A 19,581-nucleotide genomic window follows, 5' to 3' on the forward strand; every position below is an offset into this window, starting at 1 on the left:
AGCCATTATTTCATTTCGGCGTGTACTAAATGACGTATTTATATCCCGTTCCCCAAACCGTCTTGATATACCTTGGATTTTTGGGGTCGGGTTCAATTTTTTTACGCAGGCTGGAGATGTGCACATCGATTGTACGGTCCAGATATGCCCGTTCTGAGCCTTTAATACGATCCATGAGTTCATTGCGGGTGAACACTTTGCCGGGATTTCGGTACAATTCCTTCATAATTTCAAACTCAATATGAGTGACCTCAATTTCAAGGCCATCCACAAACAAAGTTCTTCTGTACTCATTCACACTGACATGTCCGACAACTTCAGCAGGTTTGTCCTCTTTTATCGGCTTGTCCGGGTAGGAGATGGCCGATCTGCGCAGTAATGCCTTAATTCGTGCGTCAAGCTCTTTTAGACTAAAGGGTTTACAAAGAAAATCATCTGCACCGTTGTGCAATGCTCGGAGCCGATCATTCAGCATGGTGCTGGCTGAGATCATTAATATGGGTACAGTCGAGTGTTGGCGAAACGCATCAACGAGATCATTACCGTCTGTTTCAGGAAGCATCAAGTCAGTCACTACAATATCGGGCTGGAATCGTGGGAAAAGTTGAAGTGCTTCGCGTGCATGATGAACCCGTTCAGTTATGTAACCCTCCTCCTCAAGAAAGAAAGCAATCATGTCGGCCAGATTTTTCTCATCTTCTATAAGAAGAACTTTGATAGACATTGAGGTCACACTCCTGATGAAATGAATTTGTTAAGAAACTTCTAAAAAAATGTCGTAATTTGTGTGGAAATGCTGCAAAATTTTTAATGTTTGTATTCCAGAATATAGGATGCATATGTAGTAAGTTCTATAGAGTTTCAGCTAAACTTCAGTATTTTACCATGAATGCAGCTCAATTGCCGATCATTCAAAATTTCCCAAAGCTACATCGAGTAGTTATTACAGTATAATGTATCAGAACGGTTTGAGGGAAATAAAGTAGATCTTACGAGCTTTAATCCATAGGAGGTACCAACGTTGTTGTTGAATGCAAACATAGAAATCAGTCATAAGGGCAGCTGCCTATGGACTACATAAAGGTAAATAAGGTGTTGGAGTGGATGGTAATCAAACTCCGTATTCCATGGTTGGGTACGGCCATCCTAATTATCCTTGGTACGCTGGGAACGATATTTCCGCTGACTCTGTTTTACGGGGTACAGCTGTTGTTCGGCACAGCAGCAACTTTTATTGCCTTGCGCTTACATGGAGCCATATACGGATTCACTTCTTTGATAGCAATCTGTACCTTGGGTGTGTTATTTGCGGGTCTAGTCCCAAATAGTTTTTTTATGATTGGCGCTCATACTATTGAATTAATCTGGATGCTGGGATGGCAGATCCGATGGAAGAATGGAAGTGTCATGAAGGCCAATGCTGCATTCTGGGTCGCGATGTTATTGCCAGTGACCTGTTATGGGTACATTATGGGCATGAATCTTGAAGAATTAAAATATACATACATGCATGTCGCTGTGACCAGTATGGTTAACGCGCTGATTGCAGGTATTGTGGTAGACTTCTGGATTACAAATGGCGAGTTGAAGTCGAAACGAACAGGAACCATTCCGCTCACACGAATTGCATTTAAATACGTCGTATCCTTTGTAGTCGTTGTTTCTCTTGCTCTGTTATCGGCCGACAGTCGGAGACAGCTAGGTCAGATCAATAACTCCATCGTATCTAATCTAAAACACGCTGCGAATGCAGTGATCAAGGATTTGAACGAACAATATCTAACGGAAGAGAACATGCACCAGAGCATGGAGCGTTATCATCATCTGCTGGATGTGAACGTCATTATTCTCGATCCAAATGATAAGGTCATTGCTTCTGGGCTGGATACGCTTTCGGTGGGAGAATATCTGGATATCAACAAATATCGTTTTCTCAAGCCAGGCGAGAACAGCATACTATTTCATTCCGGGGATGCTTATTATAGCGATGTGCTTACTCACTGGAAACAGGCATCGTTTATGTATGAAGCAGATATGACCACAAGTACTCCTTATCGAGTTTTTGTTGAGACCAACTCAGCCAATTATTACACTCGGATTGAGGCGATCTATCTGACTACGCTCCAATCTCTGTTTATCATTTTCGTGGTTTCCATGATTGTGGCTGCTCCACTTAGCAAGAAAGTCGTAAGTCCAATGAAACGCCTCACACGCATGACAGGATCTCTTCCGAGGCTGTTATTTCGTAATGGAAAATTGGAATGGCCGACCAGCCATGTAACAGAAGTACAAATACTAATTGGAAATTTGCGCAAAATGGCTGATGTGCTACTGGAACAATTCGAACAGATTCGTCAGGACAAGCTAACTCTAGAGGACAGGGTCAGAGAGAGAACCAAAGAACTGAAGAATAGTGAGGAGATCAAACGCGCCATTATTGATTCATCTATTGATGCCATCATTGCTGTGGATTCAAACGGGCTGATAATCGAGTTTAATCCCGAAGCGGAAAGAATGTTTGGACTCAAACGGGAAGAAGTTGTATTTGAGAAGGATGCCCCGTCCCTTTTTCAGGGAGCAAGCTGTGCCGAAATTAAGGAAATGCTGAACCAATGCGAGTATATTCGGGGTAAACGGCATGTCATCGTCGAAGAGATTTCAGGTATCCGCCGGGACGGTTCGGTTTTTCCGATTGATTATAAAATAGTAGAAATTCAGTTGGGCAATAACGAAACACTGTATAACTTATTTATCAAGGATATTACCGAGCGGACAAGGGCTGAAGAAGACCGTGTACGTCATGCATTGGCTCTGGAGAAGCTGAATGCGGAGTTGTTTCATGAAAAAGTTGCCATTCAGGAACAGCGGGATATCAGCGAGCATTTCATTGAATCTGTTCGGGAAGGTTTGGTCATGTCTGATCGTTCCGGCACCATCACAATAGTGAATAGAAGAATGGAAGAAATGTTTGGACTCGGAGATTTTTCGGGCAGATCGATTGAAGATTTAGCCAATGCTATTGATACTCTGGTGTTAACCGCCGATTTCAATTTGGTGGAGCAGACTCGTGCTTTTCTGAACGGAGAACTGGCCTTTGTGGAAACTGAATTTATATTCAATGATGTGGAAAAGAGTGTATTTTCCCTGTACATGAAGCAAATGGATGTTCCCGGTAAAAACCATGGTTTTCTTCTGGTGTTCCGTGATCGTACGGAGGAAGAACGCCTGAATCGGATGAAAAACGAACTGATCAGTGTGGTGTCCCATGAGCTTCGTACCCCTGTAGCGACCATTATGGGCTATGTGGAACTAATGATGATGTATGATCTTCCCGCTTCACAGCGTCAGGACTTCATGGAGACCATTTCTTCGGAAGGCGCACGGCTGAGTAGTCTGCTGGACGATGTACTTGATATTCAATGTCTGGACAATGAAGGCATGACCTATCATAAGACGTATGTACCGTTGCTTGAGTTGGTTGAGGGTGTTGCTGAGCAATGGAATATGCAATCCATTCAGCGCATTTATGTACATGCGTTTAATGGAGACTTTTTTGCTTACGCGGACCAGAATCGGATGGTTCAGTTGCTGCATAATTTGGTAGGTAATGCAGTCAAGTACTCACCTGGAGCAGACCGAATTGATATTACGTTGTGGGAAGAAAAAGAATGGTTATGCATCGATGTACGTGATTATGGAATAGGTATTCCAGAGAACGTGCAGGACCTGCTATTTACGAAGTTTTATCGTGTGGACAATTCGGATCATCGTCAGATTGGCGGGACTGGACTGGGGCTTTACATTTCGCGCAAAATTGTAGAGGACCACCAGGGAACGCTTACCTTTATATCCGCACCGCACAAAGGAAGCACGTTCAAGGTTCGATTGCCTAAGCAAGACGAACTTTTGTAAGGCAAGAGAAGCCTTTATCTAATAGGATGCTTTTATCCTGAAATAGATAAAGGCTTTTTTTTGTTTTTCAAAATTTCCCGGATAAAATAACAACTTCTTTTGCAAACTGTCTATAGAGCCATAATTTGCATGCCATGCAAAAGGAGGACGGCAGGTCTATGTTCCGTAAACAAGAGAAAACCCTTATTATCGTCTGCCTGGTCGCAGCCGTGATCGTGCTGTATGCCGTTGTCAAAAGTATTATCCGGATCATGAGTTATTGAGGCATATCGTCACACAGGTGGTATGAAGTCGTACATAACGATTATGTGAAAGAGGAGTGTAACCCATGTCATCCCTGGATCCTGTTCTGCTCAGCCGGATGCTGACCGGTCTTACCCTGTTTGTGCACATCATTTTTGCTTCCATCGGTGTAGGCGTTCCACTCATGATCGCCTTGGCTGAATGGCGCGGACTGCGCACCAATGATATCCATTACACCTTGCTGGCGCGCAGATGGGCGCGAGGTTTCGTTATTACCGTTGCAGTTGGTGTAGTTACAGGCACCTCAATTGGTTTACAGCTCAGCCTGCTGTGGCCGATGTTTATGCGAGTAGCGGGGCAGGCGATTGCCTTGCCGCTGTTTATGGAGACGTTCGCCTTTTTTATAGAGGCCATCTTTCTTGGAATCTACCTCTACACATGGGACCGTTTCAAAAAGAAATATACCCATATGCTGCTGTTGATTCCGGTGGCTCTAGGATCCTCTGCCTCCGCGATATTCATTACAACGGTGAATTCTTTCATGAACCAGCCTCAGGGGTTTACCCTGATTAATGGCATCATGAAGGACATCCATCCAATTGCTGCGATGCTGAATCCGGCTACCCCGACCAAGGTATCTCACGTGCTCGCCTCGTCATACACATTGAGTGCGGGTATATTGGCAGGCATCGCCGCATTCAGCTTGCTTCGGGGTCGGGATCATGTGTATTACAAAAAGGCGCTTAAACTCACAACGGTATGTGCGCTCGTATTTGCGGTCAGCACCGTCATGATCGGAGATTCTTCCGGTAAATTTCTGGCGAAATACCAGCCGGAGAAGCTGGCCGCCGCAGAGTGGCATTTTAAAACGATGACGAAGGCGCCGCTAGTGTATGGGGGTATCCTTGATGAGAACAATGAAGTGAAATACGCCATTGAGATCCCCTATGCACTCAGCATATTGGCGGGAAACAGACCGGACACGGAAGTGAAAGGACTTGAAGAATTTCCCGCCGATCTGAGGCCACCGTTGTCCATTCACTATATGTTTGACCTGAAAGTAACGACCGGCGTGATCATTCTGCTGATTCCGGTGCTTTATGTGTTCCGACGCTGGCTGCCGGGGCGCAAGCCTTATCCCAAATGGCTCTTGCTCGGCATCGTCCTGCTTGGACCCCTGGCCATGATTGCCATTGAGCTGGGCTGGATGTTCGCCGAGGTCGGCAGACAGCCGTGGATATTGCGCGGTTACATGAAGGTATCGGAAGCAGCAACAACATCGTCCTCCGTAGGCTGGATGCTGGTTCTGTTTATTCTGCTGTACCTGATCCTTTGCTTTTCAGCGATTCGGGTACTCAGCAAGCTGTTCCGTAACAAGGAAGCAGAGAAGGAACTGGAGTCTCTTGGTCTGGAAGGAGGGATCGTGCATTGAGCTTTGAAATTGCAGGCATCGCGATCTTGTGGACGTTTCTGTTTGGATATCTGATCGTGGCTTCGATTGATTTTGGGGCCGGATTTTTCAGCTTTTACAGCATATTAACCGGACACGAGAACAAAATCCATAACATTATTCAGCGCTATCTCTCACCCGTGTGGGAAGTGACGAATGTGTTTCTGATCTTTTTTGTTGTTGGTCTGGTCGGATTTTATCCGGATAGCGCTTTTTATTATGGGACAGCGCTGCTTGTTCCAGGTTCATTAGCGATTGTGCTGCTTGCGATCCGGGGCGTGTACTACGCCTATAATACCTATGGGAACAATGGTCAGAACAGCCGGATTTACATGGCATTGTATGGAGCGACGGGATTGCTGATTCCGGCGGTGTTTTCCACCATTTTGGCGATATCCGAAGGTGGAATTATTGAGCAGGTGGGTGATCAGGTATTTTTTCGCTGGCGTGAGTTTTTGACGAATCCGTATACCTGGTCTGTTGTATTGCTTGCACTGGTAAGTGTGCTCTATATCTCAGCGATGTTTCTTTCCTACTATGCCAAGCGGGCGGAGGATGAGACTGCGTTTGAAGTTCTTCGGGAGTATGCACTCTTATGGAGTCTGCCTACGATTTTTGCCAGCTTTCTGGCATTTTTACAGATTAACAAACAGAATCCCGCACACTTTGAGCAGATGTTAAATATCTCATGGATGTTTATCGCATCTTTTATCTGTTTTGTGATCGCCGTCTCGCTGGTATGGAAACGTAAATATTTGGGCTGGTGTTTTATCGCCGTGATGCTGCAGTTCGCCTTTGCCTGGTACGGCTATGGGCGCTCACATCTTCCATACATTTTGTATCCGTACATTAATATTTTCGACAGCTTTACGAACAAGACGATGGGTATTGCGCTCATTACGGCGTTCAGCCTGGGACTGCTGGTGCTCATTCCTTCACTCGTGCTCATTATGAAGCTGTTTCTGTTTGATGCCAATTATGTGCGAGGTAATGCTGGCAAAAAGAAAGGATGAGTCCGTTCATGCTTCCCAACAAGTTGTTCATCATGCTTCCAAGGTTACTTCTCAGCTCTGACGAGGGAGTGAGGGGTATTCCCGGTATAACGGGATTAAGTTTTTTTGAGACCTTTACGATTATGTACGCCCCGCCACTGATTATCGTGGCTGCAATTGCATTTTTGTTCGTCTACTTGGCGAAGTGCAAAAATCCAAAGGATTGATTTGTTGGTACGTACTTTCCAATTCGGGGTAATCTTTTGTTAAGATACGAGGAAGGGAGGAGGGCCCTTTCATGCCGAAAATCCGTTATAACAACATTGATAATGTAAGTACGGACAAAACGCTGAAGGAATTCAAGCAATGGAGGGAGCAACGGCGCAGCAAAGTTAAGGATTATTCCTACACCGTGCCCAAGCACCCGCCTGAACTGGATTATCTGCACGCCAACCGGGCTGAAACCACGATTACCTGGATTGGTCATTCCACGTTTTTCATTCAATATCATGGACTAAACATCGTGACAGACCCGGTCTGGGCCGAAAAAATGGGGTTTCAGCGCAGACTCGGTGCCCCTGGCATTCCGATTCAGGATATTCCACCTCTGGATGTCATTTTGATCTCGCATTCACACTATGATCATTTGCATCTCGCATCGCTGCGGAAGTTGGTCACAGCCAAGACACTGCTCATCGTTCCCGATGGTCTCAAGCGCAAAATGGTGCGCAAAGGTTTCCATCGGTGTCATGAGATGAAGTGGTGGGAACATATTACGCTTGGCGGGGTCAAAATAACCTTTGTACCCGCGCAGCACTGGACACGCCGAACCCTATTTGATACCAACACGTCCCATTGGGGCGGTTATGTATTGGAACAAAATCACCCGGCAGTCATTCCGTCGGAGGAGAGTGCCGCGACGAGCGAAGGACATGGTCATGAAAATTCCCGAGAAGCAGGAACGGATGAGCCAAAAGAGGCATCGTCTGATCAATCTTCTGGCGGTCCGCCAGTCATTTATTTTGTAGGGGATACAGGATACTTTCAGGGATTCAAAACGATCGGAGAACGCTTCGAAATCGGTGTTACCCTGATGCCAATCGGTGCGTACGACCCGGAATGGTTCATGACATCCCAACATGTGACGCCGGAAGAAGCGTTGCAGGGATTTGTAGAAACGGGTTCCCAGCTTATGGTTCCCATGCATTATGGAACATTTAAGTTAGCGGATGACACACCCAAGGAAGCGCTGGATCGAATGGAAGTTGAACGAGAACGACTTGGAATCAACGCAGAGCGCATTCGGGTGCTCGGACATGGGGAAACATTGCGTATTCGACACGAAGAAAGCAAACAGGACTAACAAAAGTGATCCAAATATGCTAATGTAAGGGTATATCCGCATGAATAAACGATTACCAAATCTTTAACGAGTAAAAAGCGGCCAATTTTCGAATTTGCCGCTTTTTTGTGTTATAATATGGTGCCAGAATAGGCATCGGGATATTGAATCCAAGATTAATGCAAGTTGCTATTCATGCAGTATGCAGATTAATAAATAAAGGATGGTAATGCTTAATGATCAGTACAAGCGGCATCACGCTTCGCTACGGAAAACGTGCACTCTTTGAAGATGTGAATATCAAATTCACACCAGGCAACTGTTACGGCCTGATCGGCGCCAATGGAGCCGGCAAATCAACATTTTTGAAAATTTTGTCCGGTGAAATCGAATCGAACTCGGGAGAGGTGCACATCACCCCGGGCGAACGCATGGCCGTATTGAAGCAAAACCACTTCGAATATGATGAATATCAAGTGCTCGAAACGGTAATTATGGGCCACAGTCGCCTCTATGCCATTATGAAAGAGAAAGATACGCTGTATGCCAAAGCGGACTTCACTGAAGAAGACGGCCTGCGTGCCGGAGAGCTTGAAGGCGAGTTTGCTGAGCTGAACGGTTGGGATGCTGAGCCGGATGCAGCGGCACTCTTGATCGGTCTGGGTATCGATCGTGATATGCATGAGAAGAAAATGGTTGAACTGAGCGGTAACGAAAAAGTTCGTGTCCTACTTGCACAAGCCTTGTTTGGTCGTCCAAACAACCTGTTGCTCGATGAGCCTACCAACCACTTGGATCTCGAATCCATTCAATGGCTGGAAAACTTCCTCATGGACTATGAAGGTACCGTTATTGTAGTATCCCATGACCGTCACTTCCTGAACAAAGTATGTACACACATTGCAGATATCGATTTCGGTAAAATCCAGCTGTACGTAGGTAACTACGATTTCTGGTATGAATCTAGCCAATTGGCACTTGCTTTGCAACGTGATGCTAATAAGAAAAAAGAAGAGAAGATTAAAGACTTGCAAGCCTTTATTCAACGCTTCTCGGCGAATGCTTCCAAATCGAAGCAAGCGACTTCGCGTAAGAAACAACTCGACAAAATCACGCTGGATGACCTTCGTCCATCAAACCGTAAGTATCCGTTTATCAACTTCAAACCTGAGCGTGAAGCCGGTAAACAATTGTTGACCGTTGACCGTATCAACAAAACAATTGATGGTGTGAACATGCTGAATGATCTCAGCTTTGTGGTGAATAAAGGGGATAAAATTGCCTTTGTTGGCCCGAACGGTAATGCCAAATCATTGTTGTTTGATATCCTTATGGGTGAAACAGAAGCGGATAGTGGCGAATACACTTGGGGTATTACTACAACTCAAGCTTATTTCCCGAAAGACAACTCCAAATATTTTGACGGAGTAGATATGAGTCTCGTGGACTGGCTTCGTCAATATTCCAAAGATCAGGATGAAACGTACCTGCGTGGATTCTTGGGTCGTATGTTGTTCTCAGGCGAGGAATCCCTGAAAAAAGCAAGTGTACTCTCCGGGGGAGAGAAAGTTCGTTGTATGTTGGCGAAAATGATGCAAACAGGCGCTAACGCTCTGATTCTAGATGAGCCAACGAACCACTTGGATCTGGAGTCCATTACCGCACTGAACAACGGTATGATTGATTTTGACGGCACCATGCTGTTTACATCCCATGACCATCAGTTCATTCAAACCATCGCTAACCGGATTATTGAAATCACGCCAAACGGCGTTATTGATCGCCAAATGAGCTATGATGAGTACCTGGAAAGTGACGAAATTAAAGAATTGCGTAACAAAATGTATCCGGTAGAAGCTTAAGATAAGCTATTCTGTCTACATTGAGTATGGTTAACGTAGTTAACTATACGCTCTTATAAAAGATAAAAAGAACCGCAAGCTCTCCAGAGGAGGCTTGCGGTTCTTTTTTGGTCATACAGGGTGATCCTGTAACCATAGAAACATCTCATACAAGAGCTTCTTGCGGTCTAGGATCCGCCAGTACGGCGGCGCTGATTGTTAGGCTTTTTGTTGTTTTGGCTCTTCATTGCTTTAGGGCCGCCTTCAAAATAGGCACTGGATTGGTTACCGGTGTTTGCCTGTTCTTTCTTCTGTGCCAGTTTCTGGCGTATAGCATCCTGCAAACTGACCTTTTTCGGTTCGTTATTATCGCTCATCGTTATTTCCCTCCCGGTCTTACAGTAAGCCGTCCAAATTGGACGGGATGTACTCATTTTATACGTTTTACAAAAGCCCCACAAGGGCAACCTGATAAAATGCTGAAAACCTTCACTTTTTTGACTGAGCCAACATTTTTTCTCTTCACCTACAGCCCTGCGGTCTGGCAACTTTGTTTCGGCTTCCCTACAGCAATGCAGCTTGGCAACACTGTTTCTATAGACCCACACGGTACGCATTTGGTAACATGGAACAACCGTAATACGAGACGTTAAAGGAGTGTCGCCCGGTTTGAACGCCTACGAAGAAATACGCAAAGGAGAGCGCGGGGCTTGGGTCAGTATTGTGGCCTATCTGGTCTTGTCTGCTTTTAAATTGATCTGCGGATATTTGTTTGCTTCCAGCGCTTTGCTGGCGGATGGTTTTAATAACCTTACAGATATTGTTGCGTCGGTTGCTGTATTGATCGGACTTCGCATATCCCAGAAGCCACCTGATTCCGATCATGCCTATGGTCACTTTAGAGCGGAAACAGTCGCTGCCCTAATTGCTTCATTTATTATGGCCATGGTTGGCCTGCAGGTATTGGTTGAAGCAGTTCGTTCCTGGTATGAAGGAAACTTTGTAGCACCAAATCTGTGGTCAGCAGCAGTTGCCGTTGTCTGTGCGCTGGTAATGCTGGGCGTATATCGTTACAATCATCGTCTTGCCAAACAAATTAACAGTCAGGCCCTGATGGCTGCGGCCAAAGATAATCGTTCGGATGCCTGGGTCAGCATAGGGGCTGCGATCGGGATCATCGGTGCACAATTTGGCCTTCCTTGGTTGGACAAAGTAGCTGCAATTGCTGTAGGTCTGTTGATTTGTAAAACAGCTTGGGAGATTTTCCGTGATTCAACACATCGTCTGACAGACGGATTTGATCAGAAAGAACTGACAGACCTAAGATCCTCTGTGGCGCGGGTTCCTGGTGTGGAAATGATCAAGGACGTGAAGGCGCGTGTGCACGGCAGTCATGTACTGGTGGATGTGGTTATTGAGGTGGATGGAGGACTGAGCCTGATCGAAGGTCATCAGATCTGTGACCGGGTCGAAGAGCGCTTGAAACGTTCACATAACATTATGCACGTACATGTGCATGTGGAGCCGAAGATGGAAGAAGGAACGACGGAAAGTCCTTGAAATGGGTAGGGACAAACCGGAAATAAGCGCATTTTCAAATGAAAAGAGGACAGCCGCTGCCTGCGTGCTGTCCTCTTTACTTATCGTTAGAACGATTATACGATACTATTGAATAGCAACGTGGATCCAAGCTTTACCTTTCCATGTATACACTTGTACCCATTGACCACCATCGAATCCATCTACAACTTCACCTGTCGTATCAATGACTTGGGAACCCAGTGCACCGATTGGTTTGCCATTAGGTGCATCATAGAACCATGTGCGCTCCAACAGGTTGAGCAGCATTGTAGGGACCAGAACCTCATCTCCTGCTTTCACAACAGGCTCATCAAAGATTTTGTCATCCTTTGTTGAAGTTGTTGTTTCAGTAGTCGTTGAAGTACCTTCTGTACCCGTTGTGTCTACTGTTGTGCCAGTTACGGTCTCAGCTGTGCCTTCTACAGTGTCTACAGCAGGTTTGTTCACTTCAACAGCTGGCGTTGTTGTGGTTGTAGGAGTTCCTGTTTCTGGAGCTACCGTTCCGGTAACCGCTTCCTCAGCACCTGCGGCAGCAGCCATGGATCCCATCAAAGTCAGAGCAGCGGCAAAACTTACGATTTTTTTCATTTGTTTTTCCTCCTCGGTTAGGTATGTAGTTTGTTGTCCTGTGTTAAAAGTAACCAAGCAAGCTCACTTGTGAATCACAAATTATAACAATATTTTCTTGGATTCTCCAGTGTCAACTGGAGCATATGTGGGTATAAGGAGAGCCTGTAAATATCATACTTCGGTGGGAGAAAACCGGGTTGGCTATGTCATAATGGTCCTGTTTTTATGATGTAATCGGGGAGAAGCGATGAATAGACCAGAAGGGAGCGTAATACATAATAGAGAGAAGTCGTAATGTGCTTGGGGAAGAATTGTTGCAAAAAAAGATATTATGAACGCACAAAAGCCTACCGGCTTTTGCAAGCGCGATAGGCTTTTGTATGTATCGAGTGCTGTTCATAATTGGGAAGCCCTATTCATCGCATTCGACTGCGTCCCGTAATCAGGGAGATGACGAACAGTACAACAAAGATGAAGAAGAGTACTTTGGCAATCGAAGCAGCTGCTTCAACAATACCGAAGAATCCGAAAATACCTGCAACAAGAGCAATAATTAGAAATAGTACCGACCATTTCAACATGTGTATCATCCTTTCGTTTATAGAACTTGGTAGCGAGAAGTGTTCGTCTCACTGCCGTGTGTAGTTGTTCTTTAACCGAGGCCTTTAGGGTTGAAACATTGCGATATTTTACCAGGAGGAGTTGTTTTTACAGTTCATATCCTATTTGTTTCGCCTCGGAATGGGTCGGGTAACTAAGCAATAACAAAACCGATTTATACTGGAAAGTGAGGTTCTTTTATGATCTATCAAATTAGTGTGGCTTTAATTGCAATTGCATTTGCAGTACTTGTATTCTTTTTAATTCGTACCTTGAAGTCCGCTCAGGGTTCACTCGACAATGTGTCACAGACACTGCAGGAAGTTCAGAAGACCATTGATGAGCTTAGTTATGAAGTTAAACAGACGGTAAGGCATGCCAATGATATTACAGTTGATGTGCAGCACAAAATGAAACAAATTGATCCCGTTATGGAATCTGTACAGAATCTGGGTGAAGTGCTGAACGAAGTGACGGAAGCAGCAAAGCAGGTGTCATCCACTTTGATGGCCAAGTTTCAGACGAAACGCAGCAGCACTGAACAGAACAAACGTTCAGAAGTAGCGAATGTAGTACAGACGCCGCCTGCTACACCGACAGATCGGACACTGCAATCCTATGAAGCTACATATCATGATGATGCCAAAGGAGGAAAAGGCTGGCTGAAATATGTGGATGTAGCCGCTAATGTATGGCAACGTATGCGGAAATAGCATGACCGTTTTGTAATGAATAGAAGTCTTCAGAGCGGTGATGAACCTGATGAAAGGGTGAGAATCATGATGAAACTACTGCTTGTTATGTTTAGCGTAATTTCTCCCTTTTCCGTTCAACCGGCAGCGGTACCCGCTGCTCATGATATGCAATGGACGGTAGTGGAAGAGGAGACACCAGAGATCATTCTGGCTGCTGATCGATCCGGACCTGTCCAGCACTTTCGGACTCTGAATGACATTTCTCTGGATGACAGCGTGAATGATATATTAGCCAATAAAGGCAAACCGGTTCATAAGGAACTTGATCCATACCTGGGTTGCCCTGAGTATCAATTCAAAGATGTAACGGTTGGGCTCTGCGAAGATACAGGAGTGGTCAATTATGTGCATATTGATGCTTCCGAGAAACGTCTGAAGCTTAATCAGGAATGGATTGATATGAATATTGAGGCCATTCGAGATGTTTTGGGCAAGCCGTATTATGTAGCAGAGGATGGAGAAGTATTTCTTCGAGGAAGTCAGGCGCTGAAGGTATATATGAAGCCAGGCTCCAATCATATTGAAGGAATAGACCTCTTTGATGAATCGGTTTCCTAGGATTGGTTAATCCAGAAACGTTTCAACCCGATATCGTATGGTTATATACTAAGTAGCTCGATAAAGAAGAATAATCAGAGGAGAGTGGAAACGATGAATTCAACCAATGCGCAAGCTTATGCAAAAGTGGTAGAAAACGGAGTCCAAGCGGTAGAAGCGGTGAAAGAATTGCAGATTACCGGATACCTTGCTGATCATATCTTCGTTCTAGCCCATGAAAAGGATCGTACAGATCGGATTGCCGATACGGCAGATGCCAAAGAGATTGGCATCAAGGAAGAAGGCGTATTTGATTCCTTGGCGAATCTGTTCCGCTCCCGCGGTGATGAACTCCGGGCCAAAATTGTTTCGATGGGCTTCACCGAAGCTGAGGCAGATTTTTACGAGAGTGAACTCGATAAAGGCAAAGTACTTGTGATTGCCAAAAGGAAAGAATAGCTTAGCTGATACAAACACGTAAGCTGGAGCCTTCTGAGAATGGACAAGCTTCAGAATCAAGTATTTTGCATCATTCAAAAGAGCTTTCAAGTTAATGACGCAGAATGCTTAACCAAAAACATAGATAAGGAATGGGGATATCCCCATTCCTTATCTATGTTTTTGCAAGTTTGGAAGCGGGATCAGAACGCAGCAAAAACAGGGTAACAAGCGGGTGAATTCTCCTGCGATGGTGCCATTTACTGATAGAAGTTTTTTGATAATACGATTATAGTTATACTAGGAATTATTATGTCTACCGCTGTGTTGTATGCGAAATTTGTATAATTAAGGTTGTTAGCTGACCTGATAAGAATCGACAAACCCGGACGCCACAGATAAGGAGATAGAAATGAGAATACTTATTGTTGACGACAATCCGACGAATGTCATTATCATTCGAGAAATTCTGAAAAAAGAAAACTATCGTGACATTGTAACGGCAAGTTCTGCCATGGAGATGTTTGAAGTCCTTGGGATAGGTGAGGAAAACAATGAACTTCGTCCCAAGCCGTCGGATATTGACCTGATTTTGCTAGATATGATGATGCCAGAGATGGATGGAATCGAAGCATGCAGTATTGTGCAGAAATTTGAAAATCTCAAGGATATACCCATTATTATGGTAACCGCGATCGGAGATTCCAAGAAATTGGCCGAGGCGCTGGATGCAGGTGCATCCGATTATGTGACTAAACCTATTAACAAAGTCGAACTGATGGCTAGAATCCGTCTTGCACTTCGTTTGAAACAAGAGAAGGATTGGCATAAAGAGCGTGATCAACGGATTCAGGATGAACTGAAACTTGCGGCAATGGTACAGAATGCTGTGTTAAGCCCAGCGATTGAAGATCCATTGTTCCACGTTAATGCAATTTACAAACCTTCGTTTGAACTTGCGGGTGATCTGTATTCGTGGTATCCGCTTGGTGAAGGCAGATATGGAGTCCTATTGCTGGATATGATGGGGCATGGGATATCTTCATCCCTATTTACCATGTTCATTGCTTCCGTGCTGAAAGACACCGTTACAACGTATGTAGACCCGGAGAAGGTTATTCAGGAACTGAATCGTCGCTTTAATCAGTTGCATCTGGAAAAACAGCTGGTGCAGTACTATTTTACAGCGATATATCTGGTCGTAGATACGCGAATGAAGCGAATTGATTATGTTAACGCAGGTCACCCGCCAGCACTCTTTTTCCGCCAGGACGGAAGTGTGACAACGCTTGACAGCGTCTGCTGTCCTGTAGGCCTGTTCGACAAGATGGATATTGAACCACAGACCATTCACTATGAAGGCGAGGGGCATATCGCCCTTTATACGGATGGTTTGACTGAAGCCGTCCAGGGTGATCAGGAAATGCAGCAGGCATTTTTGAAGGAAAAACTGGCGGGTTCCCATCAGTGGGATGAAGCGGCCATGCAGGCGTTGTTCTTCGATGATGAGATTCCGCAGGAGCGGGATGATGATAAATGTTTGGTATGGATTACCTTAAATAAAGGGGTCGAAGCTGAATGAAGATCAGAAATAAACTGCTGATTGGCTTTACAGCTCTGATGGCCATTATGATTGTGCTTACGTTTGTGAGTTACGAACGGCTGAACAGCAGCAATAAACAGATCGATCAGATGTATCAGGAGCGATACCTCAAAGTCAGATATACTTCTGCTGCACGTGGAGAGGTCAATGATATAGCCAAAGTGCTGGCTAACTTGTTGCTGAATCCCAACAATTCGATAAGTGCTGCAGACGGCGATTTGAAGGAGATGCAGAAAAAAGGCGAAGGCTACCTTGAGGAAGTGCGGGATCGGGCGGACAGCGCACCAGAGCATCAACTGGTGGATCGTGTGAATACGGCCTGGGAAGCTTATAATGCTTATGCTGAAAGACAGGTCAGTTTGATGTCTCAGAATCGGGCAGAGGATGCCAATAACTACCGGAACTCAATCGGTTTGGCAGTGCAAAAGGAAGCTGTAGACAGCCTGAATGCCCTATCCCGTTATCAGGACCAGGAGATAGATACCGAGATTAAGGATGCGAACGCAGCCTATATGCGCGCGGTACAAATTACAGTAGCCATCATGATTGCCGGATTACTACTCGCGTTGGGTGTCATTATGTGGGTGCTGCCAAGTATTACACGCGGTCTGAATACCGTGTCCATGATGATTACCAGTTTTGGCAAAGGGCGTTATCGAACCATTCGCCGCATACAGGTGAAGTCTACCGACGAGATTGGTCAGATTGCCAGTGTGTTCAAGGATGTATCCAATGATTTGGAAGAAAAACTGGAAGTCGAGAAAGCTTATTTACAAGCACAGCAAGATCAGAATTGGATGAGTTCGAACATTGCTAGAGTTCCAGAATTGTTGCGGGGTATAGGGTCGATTCGTCAGATCTCGCAGATGTTTATCAGCGAATTTACACCTGTGCTTGGAGCTCAACTAGGTGTCGTATACCTGATCGATGAAGAGAAACATCCAGACGAATTGAGACGTTATGGGGCTTATGCGTTTGAAGAAAATGAAGATGTTGGCAAAGAGGTTTACCGTATCGGCGAGGGGTTAATTGGTCAAGCCGCATTGGATATGACACCAATTATTCTGGAAAAAACTCCAGAGGATTATGTGAACATCGGATCAGCAACGGGATCATCGCGTGCTTCTGGTGTGATGATCTATCCTGTCGTATTTGAGGATGAACTGATTGGCGTAGTCGAACTGGCTTCGTTTGAAGGGTTCACGAATCTGCATACACAGTTGTTCTCACAACTGATTATGAATTTGGGCGTTATTCTTAACAACGTTCGTCGTCGTTTGCGGGTGGAGGAATTGCTGCGTGAATCCCAGGCGCTCACTGAGGAATTGCAGGTGCAATCCGAAGAGCTACAGACACAGCAAGAGGAGCTGCGCCGTTCGAATGAGAATCTGGAAGAACAGACGGGAGCTCTCAAACGTTCTGAAGAGCTGTTACAGCGTCAACAGGAAGAATTGGAGCACTTCAATACTGAGCTGATTGCCAAGACTCGTGCACTGGAAGAACAGGTACGTGAAGTGGAAGAGAAGAACGACGAGATTGAGAAAACCAAAACTCAGTTGGAACAGCAAGCCATGCAATTGTCGATGACAAGTAAGTACAAGTCAGAATTTTTGGCAAATATGTCGCATGAATTGCGCACACCACTTAACAGTCTTCTGATCCTGTCCCAATTGTTATCCGAGAATAAGGATGGAAACCTGAGTGTTAAACAGCAGGAATATGCCCAGACGATCTATATGTCCGGTGCGGATTTGCTGAAAATGATTGATGAAATTTTGGATCTGTCCAAGGTGGATGCGGGCAAAATGGATATCAATTATGAGACGGTGCGCATGGAAGAACTGACCAGCTTTGTTCAACAAAATTTTGGCCCAATGGCGAACAAAAAAGAACTCAACCTGAACATTGAGTTCGACAGCAATTTGCCGGAATGGGTATATACCGACAGCCACCGCGTCAAACAGATTTTACGGAATCTGTTGTCGAACGCGTTCAAGTTTACGAACCGTGGATCTGTAAGCCTGATTGGGCGGAAGATGAAAATGGAAGAGCTTCCTGGGTACCTGAATACGAACCAGGAATACGTAGGCTTCACCGTGAAGGATACCGGCATCGGAATTCCATCGGACAAGACGGATCTGATCTTTGAAGCATTCCAGCAGGTAGACGGTACAACCAGCCGTAAATATGGCGGCACGGGCCTGGGATTGTCCATAAGTCGCGAACTTGCCCGCCTGCTTGGCGGTGCTATTCAGGTAGAGTCTTCTGAAGGTGTGGGCAGTAGCTTTACCTTGTTCCTGCCGGATAATCACGAAGAGGAGGTTCAGGTGGACGACGCGGCAAGAGAAGCTGCTGCTGCTGCTGCTTCTGAGATTGAAAGCTTCGGAAGAGAATCACATACGATGCGTTCAGGCAGACAGACCTTGCTGACACCTGATACGGAAAGCATTTCAATTATGGAGCTGCCTCAATCCGACTCCCCTGTATCTGTACAATTGGAGGATGATCAGGAAAACCTCTTGGAAGGTGACAAGATTCTCCTCATTATTGAGGACGATGTGAATTTTGCGCACATTTTGATGGATATGGCGAGAGGCAGAGGATTTAAGGCTATTGTGGCGCTTCAGGGAGACATAGGACTCGAAATGGCCCGTCAATATTTGCCGGATGCGATTATCCTCGATATCCAGTTGCCTGTGATGGATGGCTGGGCGATTCTGGGTGAGTTGAAAAGCAGCTCGGCGACACGTCATATCCCGGTACATGTCATCTCAGTTATTGATGATATGAAACAAGGTTTGATGATGGGAGCCATTGCTTATCTGAAAAAACCTTCCAGTAAAGATTCGCTGGATAAAGCTTTCTCGCATATCGAATCCTATACAGAGAATCAATTGAAACGCCTATTGATTGTGGAAGATGATGAAATACAGCGGAAAGCCATCATTGAACTGATTGGCCACGATGATGTTGCAATCACAGCAGTGTCCACTGGCAGTGAGGCCTTGAATGAATTGCACAGTCAACGCTATGATTGCATGGTTCTGGACTTGATGCTGACAGATATGACCGGATTCGAGCTGCTTGACCAGATTCGGGACGATCAGTACTTGAATGATCTTCCGATCATTATTTATACAGGCAAAGAACTGGACAGCAAAGAAGAGATGAAGCTTCGCAAATATGCGGAGTCCATTATTATCAAAGACGTGAAGTCACCTGAACGTCTGCTTGATGAGACGACCTTGTTCTTGCACCGGGTAGAAGCTAACCTGCCGGAAGACAAGCGTCGAATTCTGCAGAAGCTGCATAATAAGGAAACCTTGTTTGAAGGCAAGAAAATATTGCTAGTGGATGACGACATCCGTAATGTATTTGCCCTTTCAAGCGTGCTTGAAGGCTATCGCATGGATGTGACATTTGCGGAGAACGGCCGTGAAGCTCTGGAGATTCTGGATAAGAACCCGGAGATCGATCTAGTATTAATGGATATGATGATGCCGGAGATGGACGGTTATGAGGCCATGACACGGATCAGACAGATACCGAAGTTCGAAAAATTGCCAATTATCGCCTTAACCGCAAAAGCCATGAAAGAGGATCGTGGCAAGTGTATCGAGGCTGGAGCGTCCGATTATGTAAAAAAACCGATCCAAACGGATCAATTGTTATCCCTAATGCGGGTATGGCTGTATTCGTAACCCGATAGTTTGGGTA

At 45.3% G+C, this 19,581-nt stretch carries 16 protein-coding genes; 12 read left to right on the forward strand and 4 right to left on the reverse strand.

Going from position 1 to position 19,581, the window contains the following annotated elements; genetic code table 11:
* Positions 1-25: 25 nt before the first annotated feature.
* Positions 26-724 carry a response regulator transcription factor gene (locus A6049_RS21360; protein WP_063566584.1) on the reverse strand — a complete coding sequence of 233 codons (699 nt, stop codon included), beginning with the start codon at positions 722-724 and terminating at the stop codon, positions 26-28.
* 380 nt (positions 725-1,104) lie between these two features.
* On the opposite strand from A6049_RS21360, the gene A6049_RS21365 reads away from it, so the two are divergent.
* The 6 genes from A6049_RS21365 (at position 1,105) to A6049_RS21390 (ending at position 9,801) form a co-directional block, all read left to right on the forward strand.
* Positions 1,105-3,912, forward strand: coding sequence for a PAS domain-containing sensor histidine kinase (locus A6049_RS21365; RefSeq protein ID WP_063566585.1), 2,808 nt, complete (start codon positions 1,105-1,107; stop codon positions 3,910-3,912).
* A gap of 328 nt (positions 3,913-4,240) precedes the next feature.
* Entirely contained in the window at positions 4,241-5,587 is a 1,347-nt protein-coding gene (locus A6049_RS21370; protein WP_063566586.1) for a cytochrome ubiquinol oxidase subunit I, read from the forward strand.
* Positions 5,584-6,618, forward strand: coding sequence for a cytochrome d ubiquinol oxidase subunit II (locus tag A6049_RS21375; RefSeq protein WP_063566587.1), 1,035 nt, complete (start codon positions 5,584-5,586; stop codon positions 6,616-6,618). Before A6049_RS21370 ends, A6049_RS21375 begins: the two co-directional genes overlap by 4 nt.
* A 32-nt stretch (positions 6,619-6,650) precedes the next feature.
* Positions 6,651-6,824 carry a cytochrome bd oxidase small subunit CydS family protein gene (gene cydS, locus A6049_RS34580; protein ID WP_481853250.1) on the forward strand — a complete coding sequence of 58 codons (174 nt, stop codon included), beginning with the start codon at positions 6,651-6,653 and terminating at the stop codon, positions 6,822-6,824.
* A 71-nt stretch (positions 6,825-6,895) separates the two neighbouring features.
* Positions 6,896-7,960: an MBL fold metallo-hydrolase gene (locus A6049_RS21385; RefSeq protein ID WP_063566589.1), complete on the forward strand. Its 1,065-nt coding sequence runs from the start codon at positions 6,896-6,898 to the stop codon at positions 7,958-7,960.
* A 215-nt stretch (positions 7,961-8,175) separates the two neighbouring features.
* On the forward strand, positions 8,176-9,801 hold the full coding sequence (locus tag A6049_RS21390) for an ABC-F family ATP-binding cassette domain-containing protein (protein WP_063566590.1): 1,626 nt from the start codon (positions 8,176-8,178) through the stop codon (positions 9,799-9,801).
* A 167-nt stretch (positions 9,802-9,968) separates the two neighbouring features.
* Here A6049_RS21390 and A6049_RS21395 read toward each other — a convergent pair whose 3' ends face one another.
* Positions 9,969-10,157 (reverse strand): hypothetical protein, encoded by a 189-nt coding sequence (locus A6049_RS21395; RefSeq protein ID WP_063566591.1) that lies wholly within the window; start codon positions 10,155-10,157, stop codon positions 9,969-9,971.
* Between the two features lie 292 nt (positions 10,158-10,449).
* On the opposite strand from A6049_RS21395, the gene A6049_RS21400 reads away from it, so the two are divergent.
* Positions 10,450-11,340, forward strand: a complete 891-nt coding sequence (locus A6049_RS21400) for a cation diffusion facilitator family transporter (RefSeq protein ID WP_063566592.1) — start codon at positions 10,450-10,452, stop codon at positions 11,338-11,340.
* A gap of 105 nt (positions 11,341-11,445) precedes the next feature.
* On the opposite strand, the gene A6049_RS21405 is transcribed toward A6049_RS21400, so the two are convergent.
* The gene (locus tag A6049_RS21405; RefSeq protein WP_090954767.1) at positions 11,446-11,949 is read right to left on the reverse strand and encodes a hypothetical protein; all 504 of its coding nucleotides are present in this window, start codon (positions 11,947-11,949) and stop codon (positions 11,446-11,448) included.
* A gap of 398 nt (positions 11,950-12,347) precedes the next feature.
* Positions 12,348-12,512, reverse strand: coding sequence for a DUF1328 domain-containing protein (locus A6049_RS32680; protein ID WP_017692264.1), 165 nt, complete (start codon positions 12,510-12,512; stop codon positions 12,348-12,350).
* 219 nt (positions 12,513-12,731) lie between these two features.
* On the opposite strand from A6049_RS32680, the gene A6049_RS21410 reads away from it, so the two are divergent.
* The 5 genes from A6049_RS21410 to A6049_RS21430 all read left to right on the forward strand — a co-directional run bounded on the left by A6049_RS21410 (position 12,732) and on the right by A6049_RS21430 (position 19,565).
* Positions 12,732-13,244: a DUF948 domain-containing protein gene (locus tag A6049_RS21410; protein WP_063566593.1), complete on the forward strand. Its 513-nt coding sequence runs from the start codon at positions 12,732-12,734 to the stop codon at positions 13,242-13,244.
* A gap of 66 nt (positions 13,245-13,310) precedes the next feature.
* Complete coding sequence (locus A6049_RS21415; protein WP_063566594.1) at positions 13,311-13,844, forward strand: hypothetical protein; 534 nt, start codon at positions 13,311-13,313, stop codon at positions 13,842-13,844.
* 93 nt (positions 13,845-13,937) lie between these two features.
* Complete coding sequence (locus A6049_RS21420) at positions 13,938-14,282, forward strand: YflT domain-containing protein (RefSeq protein WP_063566595.1); 345 nt, start codon at positions 13,938-13,940, stop codon at positions 14,280-14,282.
* Positions 14,283-14,673: 391 nt separating this feature from the next.
* Positions 14,674-15,843 carry a PP2C family protein-serine/threonine phosphatase gene (locus A6049_RS21425; protein WP_063566596.1) on the forward strand — a complete coding sequence of 390 codons (1,170 nt, stop codon included), beginning with the start codon at positions 14,674-14,676 and terminating at the stop codon, positions 15,841-15,843.
* Complete coding sequence (locus tag A6049_RS21430; protein ID WP_063566597.1) at positions 15,840-19,565, forward strand: response regulator; 3,726 nt, start codon at positions 15,840-15,842, stop codon at positions 19,563-19,565. Before A6049_RS21425 ends, A6049_RS21430 begins: the two co-directional genes overlap by 4 nt.
* The last annotated feature ends 16 nt before the right edge of the window (positions 19,566-19,581 follow it).

Source organism: Paenibacillus sp. O199, from assembly GCF_001636635.1.
GTDB lineage: Bacteria > Bacillota > Bacilli > Paenibacillales > Paenibacillaceae > Paenibacillus > Paenibacillus marchantiae.